Origin of the sequence: Kineococcus sp. NBC_00420 (assembly GCF_036021035.1) — a bacterium.
GTDB lineage: Bacteria > Actinomycetota > Actinomycetes > Actinomycetales > Kineococcaceae > Kineococcus.
The window spans coordinates 2,469,077-2,494,025 of sequence record NZ_CP107930.1; the positions used below are offsets into that span (position 1 = coordinate 2,469,077).

At 72.3% G+C, this 24,949-nt stretch carries 19 protein-coding genes; 11 read left to right on the plus strand and 8 right to left on the minus strand.

Annotated elements, in window-relative coordinates; translation table 11 throughout:
- Positions 1–37: 37 nt before the first annotated feature.
- A complete protein-coding gene (locus tag OG218_RS12100; RefSeq protein ID WP_328293476.1) occupies positions 38–1,180 on the minus strand; it encodes a pyridoxal phosphate-dependent aminotransferase in 1,143 nt (380 codons plus the stop codon).
- Between the two features lie 46 nt (positions 1,181–1,226).
- Positions 1,227–1,649, minus strand: coding sequence for a VOC family protein (locus OG218_RS12105; protein ID WP_442906386.1), 423 nt, complete (start codon positions 1,647–1,649; stop codon positions 1,227–1,229).
- 91 nt (positions 1,650–1,740) lie between these two features.
- Between OG218_RS12105 and OG218_RS12110 the strand changes: the two genes are divergently transcribed.
- Positions 1,741–2,685: a helix-turn-helix transcriptional regulator gene (locus tag OG218_RS12110; RefSeq protein WP_328293478.1), complete on the plus strand. Its 945-nt coding sequence runs from the start codon at positions 1,741–1,743 to the stop codon at positions 2,683–2,685.
- On the opposite strand, the gene OG218_RS12115 is transcribed toward OG218_RS12110, so the two are convergent.
- Positions 2,667–3,521: a DUF1684 domain-containing protein gene (locus OG218_RS12115; protein ID WP_328293479.1), complete on the minus strand. Its 855-nt coding sequence runs from the start codon at positions 3,519–3,521 to the stop codon at positions 2,667–2,669. The genes OG218_RS12110 and OG218_RS12115 overlap by 19 nt on opposite strands.
- A gap of 157 nt (positions 3,522–3,678) precedes the next feature.
- On the opposite strand from OG218_RS12115, the gene OG218_RS12120 reads away from it, so the two are divergent.
- From OG218_RS12120 to OG218_RS12145, 6 genes are read left to right on the plus strand one after another with little or no spacing between them, the layout of a single operon-like run.
- Positions 3,679–5,028, plus strand: a complete 1,350-nt coding sequence (locus tag OG218_RS12120) for a purine-cytosine permease family protein (protein WP_328293480.1) — start codon at positions 3,679–3,681, stop codon at positions 5,026–5,028.
- Positions 5,029–5,056: 28 nt separating this feature from the next.
- Positions 5,057–6,643, plus strand: coding sequence for a hydantoinase/oxoprolinase family protein (locus OG218_RS12125; protein WP_328293481.1), 1,587 nt, complete (start codon positions 5,057–5,059; stop codon positions 6,641–6,643).
- Entirely contained in the window at positions 6,636–7,748 is a 1,113-nt protein-coding gene (locus tag OG218_RS12130; RefSeq protein ID WP_328293482.1) for a DUF917 domain-containing protein, read from the plus strand. Before OG218_RS12125 ends, OG218_RS12130 begins: the two co-directional genes overlap by 8 nt.
- Positions 7,745–8,851 carry a DUF917 domain-containing protein gene (locus OG218_RS12135; protein ID WP_328293483.1) on the plus strand — a complete coding sequence of 369 codons (1,107 nt, stop codon included), beginning with the start codon at positions 7,745–7,747 and terminating at the stop codon, positions 8,849–8,851. The genes OG218_RS12130 and OG218_RS12135 overlap by 4 nt, the downstream gene beginning before the upstream one ends.
- A gap of 42 nt (positions 8,852–8,893) precedes the next feature.
- Positions 8,894–9,955, plus strand: a complete 1,062-nt coding sequence (locus OG218_RS12140; RefSeq protein ID WP_328293484.1) for a DUF917 domain-containing protein — start codon at positions 8,894–8,896, stop codon at positions 9,953–9,955.
- On the plus strand, positions 9,955–11,469 hold the full coding sequence (locus tag OG218_RS12145; protein WP_328296236.1) for a PucR family transcriptional regulator: 1,515 nt from the start codon (positions 9,955–9,957) through the stop codon (positions 11,467–11,469). Before OG218_RS12140 ends, OG218_RS12145 begins: the two co-directional genes overlap by 1 nt.
- 20 nt (positions 11,470–11,489) lie before the next feature.
- Here the strand turns inward: OG218_RS12145 and OG218_RS12150 are convergent, their stop codons facing one another.
- Positions 11,490–12,482: an LLM class flavin-dependent oxidoreductase gene (locus tag OG218_RS12150; protein ID WP_328293485.1), complete on the minus strand. Its 993-nt coding sequence runs from the start codon at positions 12,480–12,482 to the stop codon at positions 11,490–11,492.
- Positions 12,483–12,597: 115 nt separating this feature from the next.
- Here OG218_RS12150 and OG218_RS12155 point away from each other — a divergent pair, with 115 nt between their 5' ends.
- Complete coding sequence (locus tag OG218_RS12155) at positions 12,598–13,371, plus strand: putative protein N(5)-glutamine methyltransferase (RefSeq protein WP_442906494.1); 774 nt, start codon at positions 12,598–12,600, stop codon at positions 13,369–13,371.
- A 67-nt stretch (positions 13,372–13,438) separates the two neighbouring features.
- On the opposite strand, the gene OG218_RS12160 is transcribed toward OG218_RS12155, so the two are convergent.
- Positions 13,439–16,450 carry a replicative DNA helicase gene (locus OG218_RS12160; RefSeq protein WP_442906495.1) on the minus strand — a complete coding sequence of 1,004 codons (3,012 nt, stop codon included), beginning with the start codon at positions 16,448–16,450 and terminating at the stop codon, positions 13,439–13,441.
- A 505-nt stretch (positions 16,451–16,955) separates the two neighbouring features.
- On the opposite strand from OG218_RS12160, the gene OG218_RS12165 reads away from it, so the two are divergent.
- Positions 16,956–18,269, plus strand: coding sequence for an MATE family efflux transporter (locus OG218_RS12165; RefSeq protein ID WP_328293488.1), 1,314 nt, complete (start codon positions 16,956–16,958; stop codon positions 18,267–18,269).
- Here OG218_RS12165 and OG218_RS12170 read toward each other — a convergent pair.
- The 3 genes from OG218_RS12170 to OG218_RS12180 are packed head-to-tail and all read right to left on the minus strand — an operon-like array spanning position 18,256 to position 21,485.
- Positions 18,256–18,753, minus strand: coding sequence for a methylated-DNA--[protein]-cysteine S-methyltransferase (locus tag OG218_RS12170; protein ID WP_328293489.1), 498 nt, complete (start codon positions 18,751–18,753; stop codon positions 18,256–18,258). The two genes, OG218_RS12165 and OG218_RS12170, sit on opposite strands and share 14 nt — an antisense overlap.
- The gene (locus tag OG218_RS12175) at positions 18,750–20,318 is read right to left on the minus strand and encodes an AlkA N-terminal domain-containing protein (protein WP_328293490.1); all 1,569 of its coding nucleotides are present in this window, start codon (positions 20,316–20,318) and stop codon (positions 18,750–18,752) included. The genes OG218_RS12170 and OG218_RS12175 overlap by 4 nt, the downstream gene beginning before the upstream one ends.
- Positions 20,319–20,351: 33 nt before the next feature.
- Complete coding sequence (locus tag OG218_RS12180) at positions 20,352–21,485, minus strand: zinc-binding alcohol dehydrogenase family protein (RefSeq protein ID WP_328293491.1); 1,134 nt, start codon at positions 21,483–21,485, stop codon at positions 20,352–20,354.
- Positions 21,486–21,583: 98 nt separating this feature from the next.
- Here OG218_RS12180 and OG218_RS12185 point away from each other — a divergent pair, with 98 nt between their 5' ends.
- Positions 21,584–22,150, plus strand: a complete 567-nt coding sequence (locus OG218_RS12185) for a TetR/AcrR family transcriptional regulator (protein WP_328293492.1) — start codon at positions 21,584–21,586, stop codon at positions 22,148–22,150.
- 248 nt (positions 22,151–22,398) lie between these two features.
- A complete protein-coding gene (locus OG218_RS12190; protein WP_328293493.1) occupies positions 22,399–24,918 on the plus strand; it encodes an ATP-dependent Clp protease ATP-binding subunit in 2,520 nt (839 codons plus the stop codon).
- Positions 24,919–24,949 lie beyond the last annotated feature (31 nt).

The window sequence follows — 24,949 nt, forward strand, 5'->3', positions numbered from 1 at the left end:
ACCGGCCGGGGGCTCACCCCGGCCGGTCCCGACCGGATCAGGAACGGTCCGGAAGCCGGGAGAGCCCGGTCACGACGTCGTCGCGGGTCCCGGCCAGCGACACCCGGATCCACCCCTCACCCTGGGAACCGAACGCCGACCCGGGTGCGACAGCCACCTTGTGCTCCACCAGGAACCGCTCGCACCAGGTCGAGACGTCGCCGCCGCTGGCGTGCGCGACCTCGATCCAGAGGTAGAACGCCCCCGCCGGACGCTGGAACCGGATCCCCTTGCGCGAGAGCAGGTCGCACGCGGCCTCGAGGTTCCCGCGGTAGTGCTCGCGGGCGTCGGTGACGACCTGCTGGTCTCCCTCGAGCGCCGCGAGCGCGGCGAACTGGGCGGGCGCGTTGACGCAGCTGACCGTCGCCTCCTGCGCGGTGCGCAGCAACGCGTCCCACTGCGGCGGCGCCACCAGCCAGCCCACCCGGGCCCCGGTGAGGGCGTAGGTCTTGGAGAACGAGAACACGCTGAGCACGCGTCCGTCGGTGTCCAGCGACGCGGTGCTGACGTGCGGGGTCCCGTAGGTGAACTGCTCGTACACCTCGTCGCTGATCACCCACAGGTCGTGCTCCGCGGCGACGTCGAGCAACTGCCGCAGGACCTCCGCCTCGTAGACGGTGCCCAACGGGTTCGACGGGGAGTTCACCAGCAGCACCCGGGTGCGTGGGGTGATCGCCGCCCGCAACGACGCCAGGTCCGGGCGGAAACCCCGTGCGGGGTCGAGGCGGTAGGGCACCGGGACCGCGCCGACGTGGCGCGCCGTCATGGCGAAGTTCACGTACCCGGGGTCGGGGACCAGGACCTCGTCCCCCGCGTCCAGCGTCAGCGACATCGCCTGGTGCAGGGCCTGCATCCCGCCGGCCGTGACCCACACCTGGTCGGGCGTGACGTCGAGACCGTTGTCCCGCCTCAGCTTCGCCGCGATCGCCGTCCGCAGCGGGGCAATCCCGCCGTTGGGCGTGTAGTTCGTGACGTCCTGCTCCCACGCCCGGGCCCCGGCGGCGAGGACGTGCGGGGCGACGGGGAGGTCGGGTTCCCCGACGTTGAGGAAGACGACGTCGTCGATCCCCTGCGCCAGGTCGTAGATCCGGCGGATCGCGGAGGCGGGGATGCGGAGGGCGTGCGGGGCGACGGAGGGCACGTCCCGATGCTCCCACGCGGACTCCTCCCGGGCGGGGCCGCGTCGCTCACCGGACCGGGGCCGGGGTCCCGGCGGCGAGGACCTCGAGGTAGTGCGCGTTGTGCATCAACCCCAGGACGTTGCCGAACGGGTCCACGACGGAGGCCCCGGTGAAACCCTCCCCGAACTCGCGAGCGGGCTGGAACAGCGTGGCCCCGAGCTCCAGGGTGCGCTCGATCGCCGCGTCGAGGTCGTCGACCTGCCAGTAGAGGACGACGCCACCGGGCCGGTCGGTGGACGGCACCCCGCCGAGCTGCCCGGCGAACTCCCCGTTGAGGATGCCCAGCTCGTGCTGGTAGTCGCCGATGCGGAACTCGGCGTACCAGGGCTGGTCGAAGTACGGCGCGACCCCCAGCAGTTCGGTGTACCAGCGCTTGGCCCCCTCGAAGTCGTTCGCCAGCAGCGCCACGGTCGACATCCCTCGCAACATCGGGTCCTCCATCGGTTCGGGTGGTTCGTGGTCCCCACCCTGGCGCCTGAAGTGCTCACCTCCTGAGCACTTTCCACGGCAGACTCCTGACGTGCGCGCAGACCGGCTCGTGGCCGTCCTCCTGCTCCTGCAGTCGCGGGGGCGGGTGACGGCCGCGGAGGTGGCCGCCGAGCTCCGGACCTCGTTGGCCACCGCCCGCCGCGACCTCGAGGCGCTGTCCACCGCGGGGATCCCGGTCTACCCGCAGCCCGGTCGAGGTGGTGGCTGGTCGCTGGTCGGCGGCGCCCGCACCGACCTCTCGGGCCTCACCGGCGACGAAGCCCGCGCCCTCTTCCTCACCGTCGGACCGACCGCGACCGACCCGGTCGCCCGGGCAGCGCTGCGCAAGCTCGTCCGCGCGTTGCCCGCGACCTTCCGCGCCGACGCCGAGGCCGCCGGGCAGGCCGTCGTGGTCGACCCGGCCCGCTGGGGAGCCGCCGAACGCACCCGCCCCGCACTGGTGGAACGGTTGCAGCGGCACGTGGTCGCCCGCACCCGGGTCCGCCTCACCTACGCGAACCGGCGCGGCACGAGCGAACGACTCCTCGACCCGCTCGGCCTCGTCGACAAGGACGACGTCTGGTACCTGGTGGCCGACGGCGAGTCGGGTCGGCGGACGTTCCGGGTGGACCGGATCAGCGGTGTCGAGGCCACCGGGGAACGCTTCGAGCACCCCACCGCCTTCGACCTCGCCCGCGAGTGGCAGCGCGTCGTCGACGAGGTCGAGCGGCGCCGGGCGCTGAGCGGCGCCACCGTCGTGGTGCCGAACCGGTTCCTCCCCGTGCTGCGCGAGCAGTTCGGCCGGCACTGCACCGACGAGGAGGACCTCGGGGACGGACGCACCCGCTGCGCCCTCGCGGCACCCGCCCCGCTGGACCTGGCCCGCCACCTCGCCGGCTGGGGATCCAGCCTCGACGTGGAGGGTCCGGGGCCGGTGCGCCGGGAGCTGGGGCGGATCGGGCGGGAGCTGTCCGAGCGCTACCCGCCGGAGGACTGACGGGGAACCGCAGACCCGAGGTCAGGCGGGTTCCCGCACCGTCGACGGATCAGGCAGACGTGGGACCCGTCGGGCGCACCCGTCGGGCGCACCCGTCGTTCGCCGGCCCGGACGGCCACGGGAAGCCGGTTCTGCGGGGGCGGAACGGGGCAGGAGTAGGCGTCCGAGAACGCACAGGGCGGTAGGAAGGCACGGTTGAGGTCGAGTTCGAACGAGACCGGAACCGGGCCGGGGGTGACGTCGAGCACGAGGAAGCGCCCCGGGCGGTACGACTCCGTCCCGGTCGTGGCGTCGGCGAAGACGAGCACGGGGGTGGTCCCGTCCAGGAAGACGGTGAGCCGGTGCCGCATCCCGTCGAGGTCGAGGTCGACCGTGCCCGGAACGCGCTTCCGGTGACCGTCGTCGACGACGCGGGTGAAACCCCAGGGGACCTCGTCGACCGCAGGGGCGGGAGTGAAGACGGCAGGCAGCACCCAGCGCTCGTCGAAGTCCCACCGCTCGATGCCACCGAAGGCCGCCAGGGCCGGCGCCGACTCGTCGTAGACGCGCAGTTCCACGTCCCGGCCGTCGAGCGAGAACGCCTCGAACCACCAGCGCTCCCGGTGGATCCGGCGCGCCTGCTGCCCGCTGCCGGCCAGCCGCACGGACGTCCCGTCGGCCGCCGTCCAGACCAGGGCCCCGCCGCCCGCGTCGCGCACGGTGGCACCGGGTACCTGCTCCACCGGGACGGGTTCCGCACCCACCGGGAGGAACGCCACCAGGGCCAGGTTCCCCGGCACCCCGGCGACGGCGCGATCGCGCTCCTCGCACCAGCCCTGCCACGCGTCAGCTCCCACGGCGGTGAGTCTCCCGTCCCGCACCGGAGGGGGCGAGACGTTGCGGCTGTGCACTTGGCCCAGGTGGGACCGCTCCGGTGTGCAGGGAGCCTACTGACAGTCGAGAGCACGCCCCCTAGCGTTCGGCGCACCCCGCCCGCCGACCGAGGAGTTCACGATGGCCACTGCTTCCGCCGTCGACGACCACGCCCTGGGGCGTGTGCCCGACACCGCCCGGTACTCGTGGTGGTCCGTCGCCGTGCAGCGCTTCGGACAGATGTCGGCGCTGAGCCAGTTCCTGCTGGGCGCCACCCTGGGTTTCGGCATGACGTTCTGGAACGCGTTCCTGGCCTTCACCCTCGGTGCCGTGATCCTTGAGGTCGTCGCCGTCTTCGTGGGGATCATCGGGGCGCGCGAGGGGATGTCGACCTCGATGGTGGCGCGCTGGCTCGGTTTCGGCCGCGGCGGCTCCGCCCTCATCGGGCTCGCCATCGGCATCAGCCTGATCGGCTGGTTCGGCATCCAGTCCGCCGTCTCGGCCCAGGGGCTCGCCGCGACGTTGGGCGTCCTGCCGGCGTGGGGCTGGTCGCTGCTGTTCGGTCTCGTCGTCACCGCGATCTGCGTCGCCGGTTTCGACAAGATGGCCTGGACCGCCTACGTCACCGTCCCCCTGTTCCTGGTCCTCGTCGGCTGGGCGATCATCGGTGAACTCCTCAGCCACGACGTCGGCACCCTGATCTCGCAGGCCGCCCCCGGACCGCAGATCAGCGTCGCGGCGGGTACGACCATCGTCGCCGGCGGTTTCATCGTGGGTGCCGTCGTGACCCCCGACATGACGCGGTTCAACCGCAGCACCGCGGACGTCGTCAAACAGACCCTCGTCGGTGTGACCCTGGGTGAGTACGTCATCGGGATGGCCGGGGTCCTGCTCGCCCACGCCGTCGGCAGCGACCAGATCACGACCATCCTGACGTCCTCCGTCGGCTGGGTCGGCGTCCTCATCGTCGTCCTCGGCACCGTGAAGATCAACGACTGGAACCTCTACTCCTCGGGTCTGGGCGTCGTGAACTTCATCGGGACGCTGACCGGGAGGCCCGTCAACCGTGCGCTCACCACGGCCGTCCTCGGGGTCGTCGGATCGCTGCTCGCGGCCGGCGGCATCCTCGGTCGCCTCACCGACTTCCTGACGATCCTCGGCGTCGTCTTCCCGCCCATCGCGGGGATCATGGTCGCGGAGTACTTCGTCGTGAAGCGCTGGCGGGGGGTCCTCGAGTCCTCCCGCGCCGACGGCGGTGCGGTGCCGTCCACGTCGCCGACCTGGGTCCCGGCCACCCTCGCCGTGTGGCTGGTCGCCTCACTGATCGGGCACTTCGTCACCGTCGGCCTGGGCAGCGTGAACTCGCTCGTCGTCGGTTTCGTCCTCTACGTCGTCGCCGGGAAGACCGGGTTGCTGCGCGAGGTCGGCAGCAGCCGTACCACCGACGGCGAGTCGACCGCCGCCGTCGAGAACACCCCCGCCCCGGCCTGATCCGAAGATCCACCAGAGAGGCAGTTCCATGCGCATCGGCATCGACGTCGGCGGCACGAACACCGACGCGGTCCTGCTCGGCGACGCGGGCGAGGTCCTCGCCGCCGTGAAGACGGCCACCACCTCCGACGTCTCCGGCGGCATCGTCGCGGCTCTCGCGACGCTGCAGGGCAAGCACGCCTTCGACCCGATCGGCGTCCGGGCGGTGATGATCGGCACGACGCACTTCATCAACGCCCTCGTCGAAGCCCGGCGACTGGCCCCCACCGCCGCCCTGCGGCTCGGACTACCGGCGACGGCCTCGCTGCCGCCGATGGTCGACTGGCCGGAACGGCTCGTCGAGGCCGTCCACGGTCGCGCCTACCTCGCCCACGGCGGGCACGAGTTCGACGGCCGGAAGATCTCCGACCTCGACGAGGACGAACTGCGCCGGCACGCCGCCGACATGGCCGCCCACGGGGTGCGCAGCCTCGCGATCACCTCGGTGTTCTCCCCCGTCAGCGCCGAGTTCGAACTCCGCGCCGCCGAGGTCATCGCGGCGGAACTCCCGGAGATGGCGATCTCGCTCTCGCACGAGATCGGTCGCATCGGCCTGCTCGAACGGGAGAACGCGACCGTGGTCAACGCCGCCCTGCGCGAGCTCGCGGCCGGGATCGTCGACGGCCTGACGGCGTCCGTCCTCGGCGCGGGCATCCTCGCCCCGATCTACCTCAGCCAGAACGACGGCACGCTCATGGACGTCGAGCACGCCCGCCGCTACCCCGTCTCGACGTTCGCCTCCGGGCCGACGAACTCGATGCGTGGGGCCGCGGTCCTCAGCGGGGTCGGGAACTGCGCCGTGATCGACGTCGGGGGCACGACGTCCGACGTCGGCGTGCTCACCCGGGGTTTCCCGCGGGAGGCCACCACCGAGGTGAGCGTGGCCGGCATCCGGACGAACTTCCGGATGCCCGACGTCCTCTCCATCGGGATCGGCGGCGGCAGCCTGGTCACCGGTACCCCGGACTCCGCCGCGGTCGGGTCACGGTCCGTCGGGTACCGGCTGACCGAGGAGGCGCTCGTCTTCGGTGGGTCCACCCTCACCGCGACCGACATCGCCGTGGCCGCCGGGCGCGCCGACATCGGCGACGCGTCCCTCGTGGCGCACCTCGACCGTTCCCTCGTGCGGGCCGCGCTCGAGCGCATCGCGGCCGACGTGGCCGACGCCGTGGACCGGATGCGCACGTCGTCCGCTCCCCTGCCCGTCGTGGCGGTGGGAGGAGGTTCCGTCCTGCTCCCCGATGTGCTGGCCGGCAGCGGTGAGGTCCTGCGACCGGAGAACTTCGCGGTCGCGAACGCCATCGGTGCCGCGATCGCCCAGGTGAGCGGTGAGGTGGACCGCGTGTTCACGATCGAACCCGGCCGTCGCCACGAGGTCCTCGACGCCGCCCGCGCCGAGGCCGTCGAACGGGCCGTGGCCGCCGGGGCCACCCCGAACTCCGTCGAGGTCCTGGAGGTCGACGAGGTGCCGTTGCCGTACCTTCCCGGTGGGGCCACCCGCATCCGGGTCAAGGCCGTCGGGGACCTGCAGCTGCACGGGGCGCGGGCCGGAGCGCCGGAGGTGGCCGGTGTCTGATCCGACGGGGGGACACCGGTTGCAGCGGCTGAGGATCGAGGACCTCGCCGACGTCGCGCGCGGCGCCGCCGTCCTCGGGACGGGTGGGGGCGGCGACCCGCACATCGGGGAACTGCTGGCCCGCTCCGCGGTGCGCAGGCACGGTCCGGTCGAACTCACCGCCCTGGCGGAACTGCCCGACGACGCCGTGGTGCTGCCCGTCGCGATGATGGGTGCCCCGACGGTCATGGTCGAGAAGCTCCCCTCGACCGAGCAGGTGGGCCGGGCCGTCGAGGTCCTCACCCGCCACCTCGGCCTGCGAGTCACCCACATCGCCTGCGACGAGGCGGGTGGGGTGAACTCGCTGATCCCGGTCGTCGCCGCGGCGGAACTCGGTCTCCCCCTGGTCGACGCCGACGGCATGGGCCGGGCGTTCCCGGAACTCCAGATGACCCTGCCGACGCTCTACGGGATCAAGGGGACCCCGATGTCCATCGTGGACGAGAAGGGCAACGCCGGGATCTTCGAGACGATCGACAACACCTGGGCCGAACGCCTGGCCCGGACCGCGACGGTCGAGATGGGGTGCTCGGCGATGATCAGCAACTACGCCATGTCCGGCGCGGAGGCCCGGCGGTCGCTGGTGCCCGGAACCCTGTCACTGGCCGCCGCCATCGGACGGACCATCACGGCGGCCAAGGGGTCCGACGACCCCGTCGCCCCCGTCGTGGACCACCTCGGCGGCCGCCTGCTGTTCACCGGCAAGGTGGTCGACGTGGCGCGGCGGACCACCACGGGCTTCGCCCGGGGCGAGGCGCGGCTGGAAGGGACGGCGGAGTTCACCGGCTCGACCCTGCTGCTGCAGTTCCAGAACGAGAACCTGGTGGCCGAACGGGACGGTGAGCTCGTCGCGACGGTCCCCGACCTCATCAGCACCCTCGACCTCGCGAGCGGGGAGGCCGTCACCACCGAGACGTTGCGCTTCGGCCACCGGGTCGCCGTCATCGCCTCGCCCTGCGACCCGCGCTGGCGCAGCGACGCCGGACTGGCCCTGGCCGGGCCGCGGGTGTTCGGCTACGACGTGGAACCCGTCCTGATCGACCTGGCGGCGGGGGTGCCGGCGTGAACTGGATCCTCGACGAGTCCCACCTGCCCGACCTGGCGCGCGGGGCGGCCCTGCTCGGCACCGGCGGCGGCGGGGACCCCTACATCGGACGCCTGCTCGTCCAGGAGGCGATCCGCGAGCACGGGCCGATCACCGTCCTCGACCCCGACGGCCTCGACGACGACCTGTTCATCGTGCCCACCGCGATGATGGGCGCTCCGACGGTCATGGTCGAGAAGGTGCCCCGCGGCAGCGAACCCGTCGTGGCGTTGCGCCGCCTCGAGAAGCACCTGGGCCGCACCGCGGGGGCCACGATGCCGATCGAGTGCGGCGGGCTGAACTCGATGATCCCGCTGCTCGTCGCAGCCCGCACCGGCCTGCCCGTCGTCGACGCCGACGGCATGGGCCGCGCGTTCCCGGAACTGCAGATGGAGACGTTCAGCGTCTACGGCGTGCACGGTTCCCCCATGGTCGTCGCCAGCGACCGGGAGGAGACGGTGCTCATCGAGACCGGCGCCGACGACGTGCGCATGGAACGGCTCTCCCGGGCCGTCACGATCCAGTTCGGTGGGGCCGCTCTGATCGCCGAGTACCCGATGAGCGGGGCCGACGCGAAGCGCACGGCGGTGCCGAGGACGCTCTCCCTGGCGCTCGGGGCCGGACGGACCATCCGCGAGGCCCGCGAGGCCCACGCGGATCCGGTGCAGGCCCTGCAGGAGTTCTTCGCGACGACGATCTACCGCCACCTGCGTGTCCTGTTCCGTGGGAAGGTGAGCGACGTCGAGCGGCGCACGACGGGAGGTTTCGCCCGGGGTTCGACCCTGATGACGGGTCCCGACGGCGGGACGCTGGTACTGCAGTTCCAGAACGAGCACCTCATCGCCCGCCGGGACGGCGAGGTCGTCTGCGTGGTGCCGGACCTCATCTGCGTCCTCGACGACTCCACGGGGGAACCCATCACCACGGAGGGTCTGCGCTACGGACAGCGGGTCGTGGTGGTCGGGATCTCGACGCCGGACCTGATGCGCACCCCGGCGGCGCTCGCGACGTTCGGGCCGGCGGCGTTCGGGCTGGACCTGGCGTTCACCCCGGTCGAGGAACTGTCCGCCGTTCCCGTCGGCTGAACCGGCTGCACGGGTGGACGCGGTCCGTGGCACGCTGCCGCCGTGCTGCTGACCGCGTCCGACGTGCCTGCGCTGGTCCGCGGCGCGGCCCTGTTCGGTTCGGGCGGCGGTGGTGACACGCAGGACACGGCGATCTTGCTGAGCCGTTCGATGGGCCAGGGGGTGGAACTCCTCGATCCCGAGCACGCGCCGGACGACACGGTCGTGGTCCCCGTCGGGCTGGTCGGGGCGACGATCGTGCTGGCCGAGGAACTGCCGGGCGGCGCGGAGTTCACGACGGCCCTGCGCGCCGTGGAACGCTGGACGGGAACGCGCGCGCAGGCCCTCGCGAGCATCGAGGCGGCAGGGGCGAACGCGCTGACGGCCCTGCTGGTCGCGACGGACGTGGGGCTCCCCGTCGTCGACGTGGACCTCTGCGGCCGGGCCCTGCCCCGCCTGGACCAGTTCTCGATCGCGGTGGACGGCCTGCCGTTGACGCCGTTGGTGCTGTGCCCGCCGGGTGGCTCGCTCGTCGTGCTCGACCACGCCCGACCGGCCCAGGTCGAGCGGACGGTCCGCAGCGTCCTGGGGTCCAGTGGTGGCTGGGCGGCGGTGGCCTTCCCACCGATGTCCCTGGAGGTGCTGCGTCGCAGCGGGACACCGACGACGACCCGGCGCTGCCTCGACGTGGGACGGCGACTGCTGGACCTTCCGGAGGCCGCCGCACCCGCACGGCTGGAGGCGGCGACGGGAGGTCGCGTGCTGGGCGCGGGGCGCGTCGTCGAGGTGGTGCGCAGTTCCGCGCGGGGTTTCGGCCGCGGCAGCCTGACGTTGCGCGATCGGCGGACTTCCGGGTTGCTGCGGTTGGAGATGGAGAACGAGTACCTCGTGGCCTTCGAGGACGGTGCCCCGGTGGCCACGACCCCGGACGTCATCGCCGTGCTGGAACGGCGCAGTCTGCAGGCGATCTCGTGCGACCGGGCGACCCGTGGGTCGGAGGTCGTCGCCCTGCACCTGCCGGGTCCCGCGTTCTGGCGGGACGCACCGCGGTTGGACGCGGTGGCTCCCCGGGCGTTCGGCATCGACGTCGATCCCGTCCTCCTCCCCGCGGCGGTGTCGCCGTGATGCTCCCGCTGGCCTCGCTGCTGGACCTGCCGGGCTGGCGTGGCCGGGTCCGTGTCCTCGGTGGCAGTCCGACCGGGCGACGGGTCGGGTCGGTCGTGCTGGTGACCGATCGGGTCGAGCCTCGGGTGGGGGTCCTGGTGGCGACCGCGTCCGACCCGGCCGCGGAAGGCAGCGCCTGGCGGCTGGACGCCCTGCTGCGACGGGCGGCCGACGCCGGAGCCGGCGCGGTGCTGCTGCCCACGACGACGGACCTGCCGGCGCCGACGCGGTTGCTGTGCTCACGACTGGAGGTCTGCGTCCTCGGCTCGGAGGGGTCCTTCCTGGAGCTGCTGACGGAGGCCGCGGTCGCGCTGGCCGCCCCCGAGGTGGTCCGGGCGCGCACGGTGCTCCGGGTCCACACCGGGCTGGCCTCGGGCCGCGGGGACGGACCCGCCCGGCTCGTCACCCTGGTCGCGGAGGCCCTCGGGGTCCCGGTGGCCGTGCTGGACCGGGGCGGTCAGCACCTCGAGGGTTCCCCGCAGGAGGCCGGGCTGGCGATCCCCCGGCCCGGTGAGGCGGTGCCGCAGCGGGCGGTCCTGGCCGGCGGTACCACCCTCGCGCAGCCGGTGCTGCTGCCCGGCATCCCGGGGGTGCAGCGGTGGCTGGTGGCCTGGGTGCCGAACGAACGGGACGACGTCGGCGAGACCGCGGCCGACTGCCTCGTCGCCGGCGCGGTCGCCCTGGCCGGTCGGCTCGCGATGGACCGGCTGGTCCTCGAACGCGACGCCCGCGCCCGGACAGCCCTCCTCGCCGACGTCCTGCGGGGCGGGGACGACGCCTCGGCACTCCTGCGTCGTCGCGCGGCGGCCACCGGGTGGCCGCTGGACGGCTGGCACGTCGGCGTCCACGTCAGCACGGGTGACGGCGTCGACAACGCCGGGCTGCGGGCGGACGCGCTGGCGGCGTTCGCGGCGACGGGGACGGAACTCGTGCTCGTGGAACAGGACTCGGGCTGGACGGGGTGGTGGACGGCGCCCCGGGAACCGAGCGCGGAACAGGTCCGGACGTTGGCCGCGTCGTTGCGGGCCGGGCACCGCGAGCTGCAGGGGTCCACGGGGTGCGCGACCGGGGTGGGCCGTCCGCACCCCGGACCGGGTGGGATCGCAGCGACCCTGGCCGAGGCCTCGGACGCGGCCCGACTGGCCGGGAACCGTCCGGAACGGGGGCGGTTCCTGCACGTCGACCAGTTGGGGGTGGCCCAGACGTTGCTCGCCTGGACCCGGACGAACACGTTCGAACCTGCGGCGCAGAGCCTGCTGGCGCCCCTCGGGGCCCCGGACGGTGAACTCGTGCGGACGCTCGCGGCCTACCTCGACGCGGAGTCGTCGGTGACGGAGACGGCGGCCGTCCTGGGCGTGCACCGCAACACCGTCGCGGCGCGGACCGCGCGCGTCGAGCAGTTGCTGCACGTGGACCTCGGCGACCCCGACCAGCGGTTGGCGCTGCACCTCGCCTGCCGCGCGCTCACCACCTGACTCCGCGCACCTCCCAGGGGTCACACACCCACGGGCTGCAGCGCCTCGGCGGTCAGCTGCACCGAACGCAGCCGCGCTTCGGTCGAGAGCGCCTGGTGGGCGACGATGAGTTCGTCGGCGCCGGTGGAGGCGGCGAACTCCTCGAGGTAGCTGCGCACCTCGGTGGGGGTACCGACTGCCGCGTACGCCTGCATCTGGCGGACGTGCTGGCCCGCAGCGGTCTCCATGAGGATGTCGACCTCGGCCTCGCTGAACGTGCGGCCGCGGCCGAAGAGCGACGTCGCGAACCGGCGCTGCACCCCGGCGAAGGACTCGCGGGCCGCGTCGGTGGTGTCGGCGGCCACGACGTTCACACCGGCGATGACGTGGGGCTCGGCGAGCTGCTCGGAGGGGCGGAACTCGTTGCGGTACGCCGCGACCGCCGCACCGAGTTGCTGCGGGGCGAAGTGCGAGGCGAAGGCGTAGGGCAGACCGAGCGCGGCGGCCAGGTGCGCGCCGAACGTCGAGGAGCCCAGGACGTAGAGGGGGACCTTCAGTCCCGTCCCGGGGACCGCGTCGACCCCGGGGACGCGCGACTGGCCCGCGAAGTAGGCGCGCAGTTCGGCGACGTCCTCGGGGAACTGGGCAGAGGCCGCGGGGTCACGGCGCAACGCGTACGTCGTCGCCTCGTCCGAGCCGGGCGCGCGACCCAGACCGAGGTCGATGCGCCCCGGGTACATCGCCTCGAGGGTGCCGAACTGCTCGGCGATGGCCAGCGGCGAGTGGTTGGGGAGCATGACCCCACCCGCGCCGAGGCGGATCGACGTCGTCTTCGCACCGATGTGCGAGATCATCACCGCAGGAGCGGACGACGCGATGGACGGCATGTTGTGGTGCTCGGCGTACCAGACCCGTCGGTAGCCGTGGGCCTCCGCCGTCTGGGCGAGCGCGACGCTCGCGGCGATGCTCTCGCCCGCCGACTCCCCGGGTGCGATGGGGGCGAGGTCCAGGACCGAGAGCACGAGCGACGACATGGTGCGACCTTTCGAACGGGACTGGTTCCTCTTGGAGCCAACCTCCGGAGCGGCCCGGGGATTCCGTGCGCCCCGCCCGACCCCCTGCAGGTGGTGCCAGACTCCGGTGGTGACCGTGGAGCTGGAGGACGTCGTCGCCCGGCTGCGCGCCGCGGGGTGCGTGTTCGCCGAGCGCGAGGCAGAGCTGCTCCTCGCGACGGCGGACCCCGAACGGCTCGTGCTGCGACGGATCGCCGGCGAACGGCTCGAGGACGTCCTGGGGTGGGCGGAGTTCGTCGGGCTGCGGTTCACCGTCGCCCCCGGCGTCTTCGTCCCCCGCCACCGCAGCGAGTTCCTCGTCGAGATCGCCGTGGCCCGGACCAGACCCGGTGACGTGGTGCTCGACGTGGGCTGCGGGACCGGAGCACTCGGAGGCGCGTTGCGCGCCCGCGTCCCGGGGGTCGAACTGCACGCCACCGACGTCGACCCCGCGGCCGTCGCCTGCGCCCGGGAGAACCTGCCGGGTGCCGACGTCTTCCCCGGCGACCTCTTCGGCGGAGTTCCCGAGGGCCTGCGGGTGGACGTCCTGCTCGCCAACGTCCCCTACGTCCCGAGTTCCGAGATCGCCCACCTCCCGCCGGAGATGCGGGAGGGCGAGCTGCGTTCCGCCCTGGACGGGGGCGCCGACGGCCTCGACGTGCTGCGGCGGGTCCTCGCCGGTCTCGACGGGGTCCTGTCCGGGCGCGGAATCTCGTTGAGCGAACTCGACGAGGACCAGGTCCCGGCCGCGGTGGAACTCATCCCCGCGGGTTTCTCGGCCGAGGTGTTCGCCGACACCTCGGACGAGGACGACGGGTCGCGCGTCGTGGTCTGGAGCCGCGCACCGACCGGCGAGGCACGCCGGCGCTGACCACCCTCGTCGACTGGAGCGTTTCGCGTCCGATCCGGCTCCGGAGGACGCGAAACGCACCAGTCGATCAGGTGGCCATGTCGACGAAGCGCGAGTAGTGCCCCTGGAAGGCGACGGTGATGGTGTCCGTCGGGCCGTTGCGGTGCTTGGCGACGATGAAGTCGGCCTCACCCGCCCGCGGGGACTCCTTCTCGTACATGTCCTCGCGGTGCAGCAGGATGACCATGTCCGCGTCCTGCTCGATCGAGTTGTGGACCGCGATGCCGTTGGCGATGAAGTTGTGTCCGCCCGCGACCGTCGCGTCGTAGACCTGTTCCTCGCCGTCGGCCTCGATCGAGACGATCTCGTCCCACAACAGGTCGTTGACGGCGAGCACCTCCAGCTCAGCGCTGTCGAGGACCTGGGCGACGCGACCGAGACGCTCCCGCGACGGCGCGTGCTTCCAGAGGGAGCTGCCCCCGAACGACGTTCCCATCGCGGTGGCGAACTCGCGGTGGGTGATGTTCTTCTCGGTCAGCGTCCGGCGCACGTCGTCCCACACCTGGCGGGGCACGGTGTCGACGTTGGTGTTCGCGGACACGTCCCGGATGACGTCCAGCAACTGGTCGGCCAAGAGGCCCCTGGCACCGTGGACCCCGATCTCCTGCAGGAAGCGGCGCTGGTCGTCGACGCCCGAGACGTCCAGGGTGTACCCGGGGCGGTAGTTCGCCTTCGGCGTCGTGACGCGCACCCGGGTCGAGATGCCGAACCGGAGGAGCAGGCGTGAGACGTCGCGGATCAGCTGCAGGCTGGTGGACGCGTAGTAGATGCGCCCGCTGCGCCCGGACTGGTTCAGGGTGACGCTGCCGTCGGTCGCCCACAGGTGCCGCAGGAAGAGCGAGATCTGCTGCTTCGGGAGGTGGAACACCTGCTGCGGCACGAACTTCTCGTAGCTCCGCTTGCCGAAGAGACCCAGCTCGTCGAGCCATTCGGCCAAGGGGTTCCTGCGGCCGTGCGTCAGCCGGTACGGCGCCGGCAGCCGCAGGGTGACGCAGCGAGCCGCCGCGTACTCGTCACGGATCGCCACGATCGAGAACGCCGCGGCGGCGGCCCCGGCCACCGCCGAGAGGTTCTCCTCGTCCACGCTCGCGTAGCGCAGGGGCTGCCTGCGCACGAACGACCCGTCACCGATGAGGTGCCCCAGGAGCAGGACCTGCTCGTCGGTCCAGCTCGCGACCCGCTCGGGGGCGGGAACGTGACGCGGCACACCGAGACGATCGGCGACGGAGAGCTCGCCGAGCGGTTTCCACCCGTCGTAGGTGAGGAAGGGGTGGTTCGCCGTCGCGCGAACCTCCTTGCCCGACGCCATCCTCAGCTTGAACACCGGCTTGACCCCGGTCGGGAAGACGTGGGTCAGGTGCCGACGGACGTAGCGCAGTGACTCGTCGAGCGACCAGACGGGCACGTCGCGAGCCTGCAGGGCGAAGAGCTCCTCCATCGTGGTCTCCGCACCCGTGTCCGCACGCAGCACGCGCGTCTCCGCGGTCAGGCAACCGGATTCGCGGAGGTCGGAGACCATCGGCCGCTTGTCCGTGCGCTGCTCGGGCCCACGGTTCAGCTGCGAGAGCGCGATGACCGGGACCTCGATCTCCTTGGCCAACAGCTTCAACGCACGGGAGAACTCCGAGACCTCCTGCTGGCGGCTCTCGACCTTCTTGCCGGACGTCATCAGCTGGAGGTAGTCGACGATGACGAGCTTCAGGTCCGCGCGCTGCTTCAACCGGCGGCACTTGGAGCGGATCTCCATGAGCGACATGTTCGGAGAGTCGTCGATGTAGAGCGGCGCCTCGTTGATGGCGCCCATCGTCCGCGCGAACCGCGTCCAGTCCGCGTCGTCCATGTTCCCCTTGCGCATCTTCTGCAGGGGGACCCGCGCCTCCGCGGAGAGCAGGCGCATCGCGATCTCGTTGCGCCCCATCTCGAGGGAGAAGATGACCGAGGCGAGACCGTGCTTGATCGACGCCGCCCGCGCGATGTCCAGTCCGAGGGTGGAGTTGTGCGTCGGGATCATCGAGCGGCCGGCGAGGTAGAGGTGGTCGTCGTTCGACACTTCGACGCAACGGACGGGGACCGAGGCGACGGGTCGGACCTCGGAGACCTTGTGGAACTCGACGTCGCCCCGGACCGGTGCGATCTGCACCACGTCCGACTGCAGGTCGGCACGCAGTTCTTCGGTCGTGCGGATCACCGGACCGACGCTCCGGTGCACGGCCCACTGGTGCTGCGCGTCCGCGACGATCACGCTGCCGTCGGAGAAGTGCACCTCGTAGCAGGGGCGCCCCTCCAACACCTCGGTCGCGGCGACCACGCGCGTGGGCCGACCGTCGGCGCCGATCAGGTCGTCGCCGACCGCGACCGACCCCATCGTCGTCCAACCCGTGGGCGTCGGCAGGGGAGTGTCGAGGGCCAGGGCCTTCCCGACCGCCGGTCGAGCCGCGATGACGATCATCTGACCGGGGTGCAGGCCGTTGGTCAGGCTGTCGAGGTCGGCGAAGCCGGTGGGGACGCCGACCATGCCCTCGCCGCGGTGGGAGCTGGCCTCGATCTCGTCGATGGTCCCCTCGATGACGTCACCGAGGACGGCGTAGTCCTCCTTGGTGCGCTTCTCGGTGACGGCGTACATCTCGGCCTGCGCGGAGTTCACGACGGACTCGACGTCCATGCCCTCGGAGCCGTAGCCCATCTGGACGATCCGGGTGCCGGCCTCGACGAGGCGGCGCAGGACGGCGCGCTCGCCGACGATCCGCGCGTAGAACGCGGCGTTGGCGGCGGTGGGGACGGTCGAGATGAGGTCGTGCAGGTAGGGGGTGCCGCCGACGCGGGTGAGCTCGCCCTTGTTGGTCAGCTCGGCCGACACCGTCACCGGGTCGGCGGGTTCGCCGCGCGAGTAGAGGTCGAGGATCGCCTCGTAGATGAGCTCGTGCGCGGGACGGTAGAAGTCCTGGCTCTTGATGACCTCGACGACGTCGGCGATGGCGTCCTTGGACAGCATCATTCCGCCGAGCACGCCCTGTTCGGCGGCGATGTCCTGGGGCGGCATCCGGTCGAAGGACTCCCCGCCGCGTCCGCCGTCGCGGTCGCCGCCCTTGCGGCCACCCCGGCCACCGTTGCGGCGACCTCCGGACGACCCCTCGTCGGGGAAGTCGAAGTCCGCGGGGGGCTCGTCGTACGTGGTCACAGAAGCCAGCTCCAAGTCCCCGGGATCCCCGGATACGTCCCCGCGACGAATCGCTCGCCGTAGTCCTACGGCACGCCTCCGACACGCCCTCCGACCCACTCCCTGGCACAGTGACCGACCGTCCCCCGGCTGGTCAAACGGCCCTGTGCACAGGGCGGTGGACAGCCTGTGGATGACGTGGGGACCGTTGTGCACAGGGGGTGGACAACCCTGTGGACAAACTCGGCCAAAGCGGTGGACAACTTCCGGGACGCCCCGCTGACCTGCGACGATGCCGTCCACCGCGTGTGGAGACGAAAAGAACCGTTCGGGTGAAGGGAAGTCGGTCACGTTGCAGTTCGGTAACGCTCTGTCAAGGCGGCTCAAGGTGACGCAGCGTGATGCCGAGATCCTCCGGTTGGCCGTCCCCGCCCTGGGTGCCCTCGTCGCGGAGCCCCTGTTCCTGCTCGCCGACTCCGCCATCGTCGGTCGTCTCGGCACCCTCCCGCTGGCTGGGCTGGGTATCGCCGGCGCGGTGCTCGGGACCGCCGTCAGCGTCTTCGTCTTCCTCGCCTACGGCACCACCGCGAGCGTCGCCCGCCGCCTCGGCGCCGGGGACGCGAAGGGCGCGCTGAGCCAGGGGGTCGACGGGATGTGGCTCGCCCTCGGGCTCGGCGTCGTCACGGCCGTCGTCACCCGCCTCCTCTCCGGTCCGCTCGTCGACCTCCTCGGCGTCTCCGCGGCGGCGCGACCCTCCGCGCTGACCTACCTGCACTGGAGCCTGCTGGGGCTGCCCGGGATGCTCGTGGTCCTGGCCGCCACCGGGGTCCTGCGCGGCCTGCAGGACACCCGCACCCCGCTGGTCGTCGCGAGCGCCGGAGCACTCCTCAACGTGGCGCTGAACCTGCTGCTGGTGAACGGCGCCGGCTGGGGCATCGCGGGGTCGGCGATCGGGACGGCGACGACGCAGGTGCTGATGGCGATCACCCTCGCAGCGGTCGTCGCGCGCGGGGTCCTGCGGACCGGGGCGCGGGTGCGTCCGCACCCGCTGGGGGTGCTGCGCAACGCCGTCGACGGGATCCCGCTGCTCGTCCGCACCGTCACGTTGCGCGTCGCGGCGCTGCTGACGACGTTCGTCGCCGCGGCCCAGGGTGACGCCGGGATCGCCGCGCACCAGGTCGCGAACACCGTCTGGACGACGACGGCCCTGGCCCTCGACGCCCTGGCGATCGCCGCGCAGGCCCTCGTCGGCCGCGCGCTGGGGGCCGCGGACGTCGACGGGGTCCGGGCGACGATCCGCCGGATGACGCAGTGGGGCGTCGGCGTGGGCGTGCTCCTGGGGGCCCTGCTGATCGTCACGCGTTCCCCCGTCGCCGGGTTCTTCGCCCCGGAACCCGAGGTCCGCGGCTACCTGAGCGCAGCGCTGGTGGTCCTCGGGGTCTGCCTGCCCGCGGCGGGCTGGGTGTTCGTCCTGGACGGGGTGCTCATCGGCGCCGGTGACGGTCGTTACCTCGCCCGCGCCGGGGTCGTCACCCTCGCCTGCTACGTCCCCGCGGCGCTGGCCGTGCTGTGGCTGGTGCCGACCGGACGGGCCGGGCTCGTCTGGTTGTGGGTCGGGTTCGCCGGTGTCTACACGCTGGCCCGGTTGCTGACCCTCGTCCGCCGCGAACGTGGGGGCGCCTGGATGGTCACGGGCGCGTGAGGGCCTCGCGGTCGAGCAGCGCGGTCTTCAGCGGGGTTCCGTAGCGGAAACCCCCGAGGGCGCCGCCGGACCGCAGCACCCGGTGGCACGGGACGAACAGGGCCGCGGCGTTCCTGGCGCACGCCCCGGCGACCGCCCGCACGGCCGCGGGCCGACCCGAGCGTTCCGCGAACTCGGTGTAGGAGATCCGCTCCCCCGGTTCGACGTCGCGCAAGACCTTCCAGGCGTGCTCGCGGAACTCCCCCGACCGCTGCCGGACGGGGACCGCGGCCGGCGCGTCCAGGTCGCCGTCGTAGTAGGCCCGGACCGCTTCCTGCGCGGCCCGCAGCACCGCGGGGGAACCCGTCGCCGTGCGCAGCTGCGGGTGCACGAGGGCCACCAGCTCGTCGATCGAGTCCGTCCAGCCGGCGGCGAGGACGGCGTCGTCGGCGACGACCACCGAGAAGGGTCCGTCGGGCGTCGTCAGGGTTTCTGCGGTGGTCATCGTGGCGGCCTTCCATCGGTGGTCCAGCGGTCGGTGGTCCAGAGGTGCATGGCGGCGTAGGAACGCCAGGGCGCCCAGCGGGCCGCGTGCTCGCGCAGCCGTCGGTGGGCGGTGGCGCTGGGGAGACCGGGGTCGAGGAGTCCCAGCGAGCGGGCCCCCGCGGCGAGGGCGACGTCGCCGGTCAACCAGCTGTCAGGGTCACCGAGCACCCGCATCGCGACGTGGGCAGCCGTCCACGGTCCGATGCCGACGCGGGCCGAGAGGTTCTCGCGCAGGACGTCCGGGTCGACCCCGACGTCCACGACGAGGTCCCCCGCGGCGAGGTCGCGCGCCGCCGAGACCACCGTGCGGACCGACCGGGCGGGCAGGCGCAACGCACGGTCGGCCCCTGTCTCGACGACCCCCGCCGCGATCTGCTCCGGGGTCGGGAACAGGAGGTCCAGCCCAGGGAACCTCGACGGGTGCGGGGTTCCGAGGGCCCGCGCGAGCCGACCGAGGTGGGTGCGCGCGGCGGCCACCGAGATCTGCTGCCCCACGACGCTGCGGACGAGGAGTTCGTGCGCGTCCACCGCCCCGGGCACCCGGATCCCCGGCGTCGAGGCGACCGCGCGGGCGAGGGCGGGATCAGCCGCCAGCGCCGCGTCCACGGCGACCGGGTCGGCGTCGAGGTCGAGGAGGCGGCGGACCCGCGCGACGGCGGTCGCGACGTCGGAGAGCGAACCGAGTTCGAGTTCGGCGCGCACCTGCCAGGACCCCGGAGCGGTCCGCGACGCCGTGATCCGCACCGCCCCCGGACCGGCCGGCAACGACAGGGTCCGCGCGTAGCGCAACCGGTCCCCGTCGGAGACGTCGGCGGTCTCCACCCCCTCGACGGCCCGCACGGCCAGGAAGCCGAACACCCCCGGCGCGTCGAAGGGGTGCCGGACGGGCAGCGCGAGGTCGAGCCGGACCGCCTGCCCGGCCGCCGCGCCGGTCGAGGCGGGACGGCGGGCGCGCAACTCCCCGGGCGCGACGGCGAACACCTCACGGACGGTGTCGTTGAACTGCCGCACCGAGCCGAACCCGCTGGCGAAGGCGACGTCGGCGATCCGCAGGTCGCTGCCCACCAGCAGCGACCGCGCCGTCTGGGCCCGTCGTGCGCGGGCCAGCGCCTGCGGGCCGGCGCCGAGTTCCGCGACGAGCATCCGCTGGACGTGCCGGGAGGTGTACCCCAGACGCGTCGCGAGCCCGTCGACACCCTCGCGGTCGACGACCCCGTCGCCGATGAGCCGCATCGCGCGGGCCGCGAGATCGCGGCGCAGGTTCCACTCGGGGGTTCCCGGGGTCGCCTCGGGCAGGCACCGCTTGCACGCCCGGAACCCGGCCGCGTGGGCGGAGGCCGAGGTCAGGTGGAAGGTGACGTTCTCGGGTCTCGGGGTGCGGGCGGGGCACGACGGTCGGCAGTAGATCCCGGTCGTGGAGACGGCCGTGAAGAACTGACCGTCGAAGCGGACGTCGCGGGCGCCGATGGCGCGGTAGCGCTCGGCGAACGCGAGGTCCCGCTCGTCCACGGGTGCGGTGTCCACGCCTCGATGGAACCCCGCCGGGCCCCGCCGGGTCTAGCGGGGATCGGACACAGCCGTCGGGACGAGCGAGACCACGACCTTCCGCGCGGAGACCCCGCGTCGCTGTACGTCCAGGGCCTCCTGCACCGCCCCGAGCCCGGTCCCGACCACCAGCGGCTCCGGGACCGCGCGGTAGCGACCCGTGGCCAGGGCCGCGGGGAGGAAGTCCTCGTAGACGGCCTCGGCGACCTCGTTCGCCTTTAGCGTGCTCCCGAACACGAACTTCGTGACGATCCCGAGGCGACGGCTCCTCACCTGCAGGGCGAGGGTGGAGCGGGCGATCCGGAGCAGGGTGCGCGGCAGGCCGGCCCCCTCGCCCACCCCGGCGAAGGAGACCGGGGTGCTGAGCATCGCCACGAACTTCCGCCCCTCGCAGCGACGGACGACCTCGACGCAGGCCGACGAGGAACCCTCACCGATGGCGAGCGTCCCGGCCAGCCGCCGTCCGGCCAGGGCGGCCACGACGTCGTCGACCGCGGTCGGGCCGGCGTAGTCGACGACCTGGTCCGCGCCGAGCGAGCGCACGAGGTCCGCGTTGCGCGGCGAGCAGGTCGCGACGACCTGGTACCCGGCGGCGACGGCGAGCTGCACGGCGTTGAGCCCGACGCTGGTGGACGCGCCCCACACGAGGACGACCTCCCGGGTGGGCACCGGGTCCGCCACGGGGTGGCGCAGGGCCAGCAGGTCGGTCTGGAACAGGGCGCAGGACGCCGTGGAGACCGAGAGGGGCAGGACGCAGGCGTCTTCGTAGGGCAGGTCGTCGGGGATCGCGCTCGCCAGGCGTTCCAGCACGACCGTCCGGTCCTGGAACCCCCCTTCGGCGGCCCGGTTGCTGTCCTTGTCGCTGCCCACGGCGTGAGCGAGGACCCGGTCGCCGACGGCGAAGCGGGTGACCGCGGAACCGATCTCGACGACCTCACCGGCGACGTCGGAACCGAGGACGAAGGGGTAGCGCAACCAGCGGTAGGCCACGCTCCCGGCGACCTGGACGATCCAGTCCAACGGGTTGACGGCGACGGCGTGGTTGCGGACGACGATCTCGTCGGCTCCCGCGGCAGTGGCGGGGGCGGGCCGGACGACGAGGCGCGCGGAGCGCTCGTCGATCCAGGCTGCGGACCAGGTGGTCATGCGTGGTGTCCTCTCCGGACGGACCAGGTGATGTCACCCGGTGACATGGAGAAGCTAGCAGCGATGTCACCCGGTGTCATCCCCGGTAGGATCACCCCATGACGCGCTGGGACCCGGACACGAGGGACCGGCTGCAGCAGGCGGCGATGGCCCTCTTCTTCGAGCGCGGCTTCGAGGCCGTCACCGTCGCCGAGATCGCCGAGCGCGCGGGCCTGACCAAGCGCACGTTCTTCCGGCACTTCACCGACAAGCGCGACGTGGTCTTCGCCCGGGCACAGGCCCTCGAGGACACCGTTGTCCTGACGCTCACCGCGACCCCCGCCGAGGTGGCCCCCCTGAGGGCCGTCACCGCCGCCCTGACCCGGGGCGCCGCGCTGTTCACCGAGTACCGGCAGTTCGCCGGCGCGGTCCGCGAGCTCGTCGCCTCCTCGGCCGAGCTCCGCGAGCGGGACCTGCTCAAGACGGCCTCGCTCGCCGCCGCCCTCTCGAGGACCCTGCAGGGACGAGGGGTCGAGGCGCAGCAGGCCGAACTGACCGCTCGGACGGGCACGACGATCTTCACCTCGGCCTACGACCGCTGGATCGACCGCGGTGGCGAACCCGAGTTCGCCGACGTCGTGCAGGAGTGCCTCGACGACCTGCGCGCCGCGGTGGGTGCGGACTGATCGCGGAACGGCGCCCCCGGGCGAGCGCCTCCACGGGGCGCGCGAGGAGCGCCGGGCACCTCCGTGGCGCAACGCCAGGCCCGTGGTGGACGGGTCGAGGTGCGACTCCGACCCGACCGGCGACCCCGACGTGACGACGCCCTCAGCGAACGGGGCCCTCTCGGGCTTGCCACCCCCGCCAACGGCACGCATGCTCGGGACTGTGTCCTCGGGCTGAAGGCAGGGGACGGTGAGCCGAGGAGATCGTCGTGTTCGAGAGGTTCACCGACCGCGCCCGCCGGGTCGTCGTCCTGGCCCAAGAAGAAGCGCGGATGCTCAACCACAACTACATCGGGACCGAGCACGTGCTGCTCGGCCTGATCCACGAGGGCGAAGGCGTCGCCGCCAAGGCCCTCGAGTCGCTCGGGGTGTCGCAGGACGCCGTCCGGGCCCAGGTGCAGGAGATCATCGGTCAGGGCCAGCAGGCCCCGTCCGGTCACATCCCCTTCACCCCCCGCGCCAAGAAGGTCCTGGAGTTGTCGCTGCGCGAAGCGCTGCAGCTGGGCCACAACTACATCGGCACCGAGCACATCCTGCTCGGGCTCATCCGCGAGGGTGAGGGCGTCGCCGCCCAGGTGCTGGTGAAGCTGGGCGCCGACCTCAACCGGGTCCGCCAGCAGGTCATCCAGCTGCTGTCGGGCTCCGAGGGCAAGGAGCCCATGAGTGCCGGCGGCGGCGATCAGCAGCGCGAAGGGGTCCCCGCGGGCTCGCTCGTGCTCGACCAGTTCGGGCGCAACCTGACCCAGGCCGCCCGTGAGGGCAAGCTCGACCCGGTCATCGGTCGCGACCAGCAGACGGAACGCGTCATGCAGGTCCTGTCCCGACGGACCAAGAACAACCCGATGCTCATCGGCGAGGCCGGGGTCGGCAAGACCGCCGTCGTCGAAGGGCTCGCCCAGGAGATCGCCCGCGGACAGGTCCCCGAGACCCTGCGCGACAAGCAGATCTACACCCTCGACCTCGGGGCGCTCGTCGCCGGCTCGCGCTACCGCGGTGACTTCGAGGAGCGCCTCAAGAAGGTGCTCAAGGAGATCGGGACCCGCGGCGACATCATCCTGTTCATCGACGAGATCCACACCCTCGTCGGAGCCGGTGCCGCCGAGGGCGCGATCGACGCCGCCTCCATCCTCAAGCCGATGCTGGCTCGTGGTGAGCTCCAGACCGTCGGTGCCACCACGATGGACGAGTTCAAGAAGTACATCGAGAAGGACCCGGCCCTGGAACGTCGCTTCCAGCCGATCCAGGTCCCGGAGCCCACGCTGGCCCACGCCATCGAGATCCTCAAGGGGCTGCGTGACCGCTACGAGGCCCACCACCGGGTGACCATCACCGACGCGGCGCTCGTCGCCGCGGCCACCCTCTCCGACCGTTACGTCAACGACCGCTACCTGCCCGACAAGGCGATCGACCTGATCGACGAGGCCGGCGCCCGGTTGCGCATCCGCCGCATGACCGCACCGCCGGACCTGCGTGAGTTCGACGAGCGCATCGCCGACGTCCGCCGCGAGAAGGAGAGCGCGATCGACGCGCAGGACTTCGAGAAGGCGGCCTCGCTGCGGGACCGGGAGAAGACGGTCATCGCGCAGCGCAAGGAGCGCGAGAAGCAGTGGAAGGCCGGTGACATGGACGTCGTCGCCGAGGTCGACGAGGAACTGATCGCCGAGGTCCTCGCCACCGCGACCGGCATCCCCGTCGTGCGGCTCACGGAGGAGGAGTCGACCCGCCTGCTGAACATGGAGGCGGAGCTCCACCAGCGCGTCATCGGCCAGGACGACGCCATCAAGGCGCTGTCCCAGGCGATCCGACGCACCCGTGCGGGGTTGAAGGACCCCAAACGTCCCGGTGGCTCCTTCATCTTCGCCGGCCCCACCGGGGTCGGGAAGACGGAGCTGGCCAAGGCGTTGGCGGAGTTCCTCTTCGGTGAGGAGGACGCCCTCATCCAGCTGGACATGTCGGAGTTCTCCGAGAAGCACACCGTCTCGCGGCTGTTCGGCTCCCCTCCCGGCTACGTCGGCTACGAGGAGGGCGGTCAGCTGACGGAGAAGGTGCGGCGCAAGCCGTTCTCGGTGGTCCTCTTCGACGAGGTCGAGAAGGCGCACCCGGACATCTTCAACTCGTTGCTGCAGATCCTGGAGGACGGTCGTCTGACCGACTCCCAGGGCCGCATGGTCGACTTCAAGAACACCGTCATCATCATGACGACGAACCTGGGGACGCGGGACATCTCCAAGGCCTCCGGGCTGGGGTTCGCCGCCGGGTCGCAGACGACGCAGACGAACTACGACCGGATGAAGTCGAAGGTCAACGAGGAGCTCAAGCAGCACTTCCGGCCGGAGTTCCTCAACCGCGTCGACGACATCGTCGTGTTCCCGCAGCTGACGCAGGAACAGATCGTCCAGATCGTGGACCTCATGCTGGCCGGCGTCGAGGACCGCCTGAAGGACCGCGACATGGGTCTCGAGCTCACGCCGTCGGCGAAGGTCCTGCTGGCGACGAAGGGCTACGACCCGGTCCTGGGGGCTCGTCCGTTGCGCCGCACCATCCAGCGCGACATCGAGGACGTCCTGTCCGAGAAGATCCTCTTCGGGGAGTTCCGGGCCGGGCACGTCGTCGCCGTCGACACCGAGGGCGAAGGCAAGGAACAGACCTTCACCTACGCCGCCCACGACCGCACGGTGGTCGAGGACCTGCCGGTGACGGTCCCGTTCGGCGAGGTTCCCGAGGACTGAGTCCGGGACGACGGCCCGGTCCCCCGCGGGG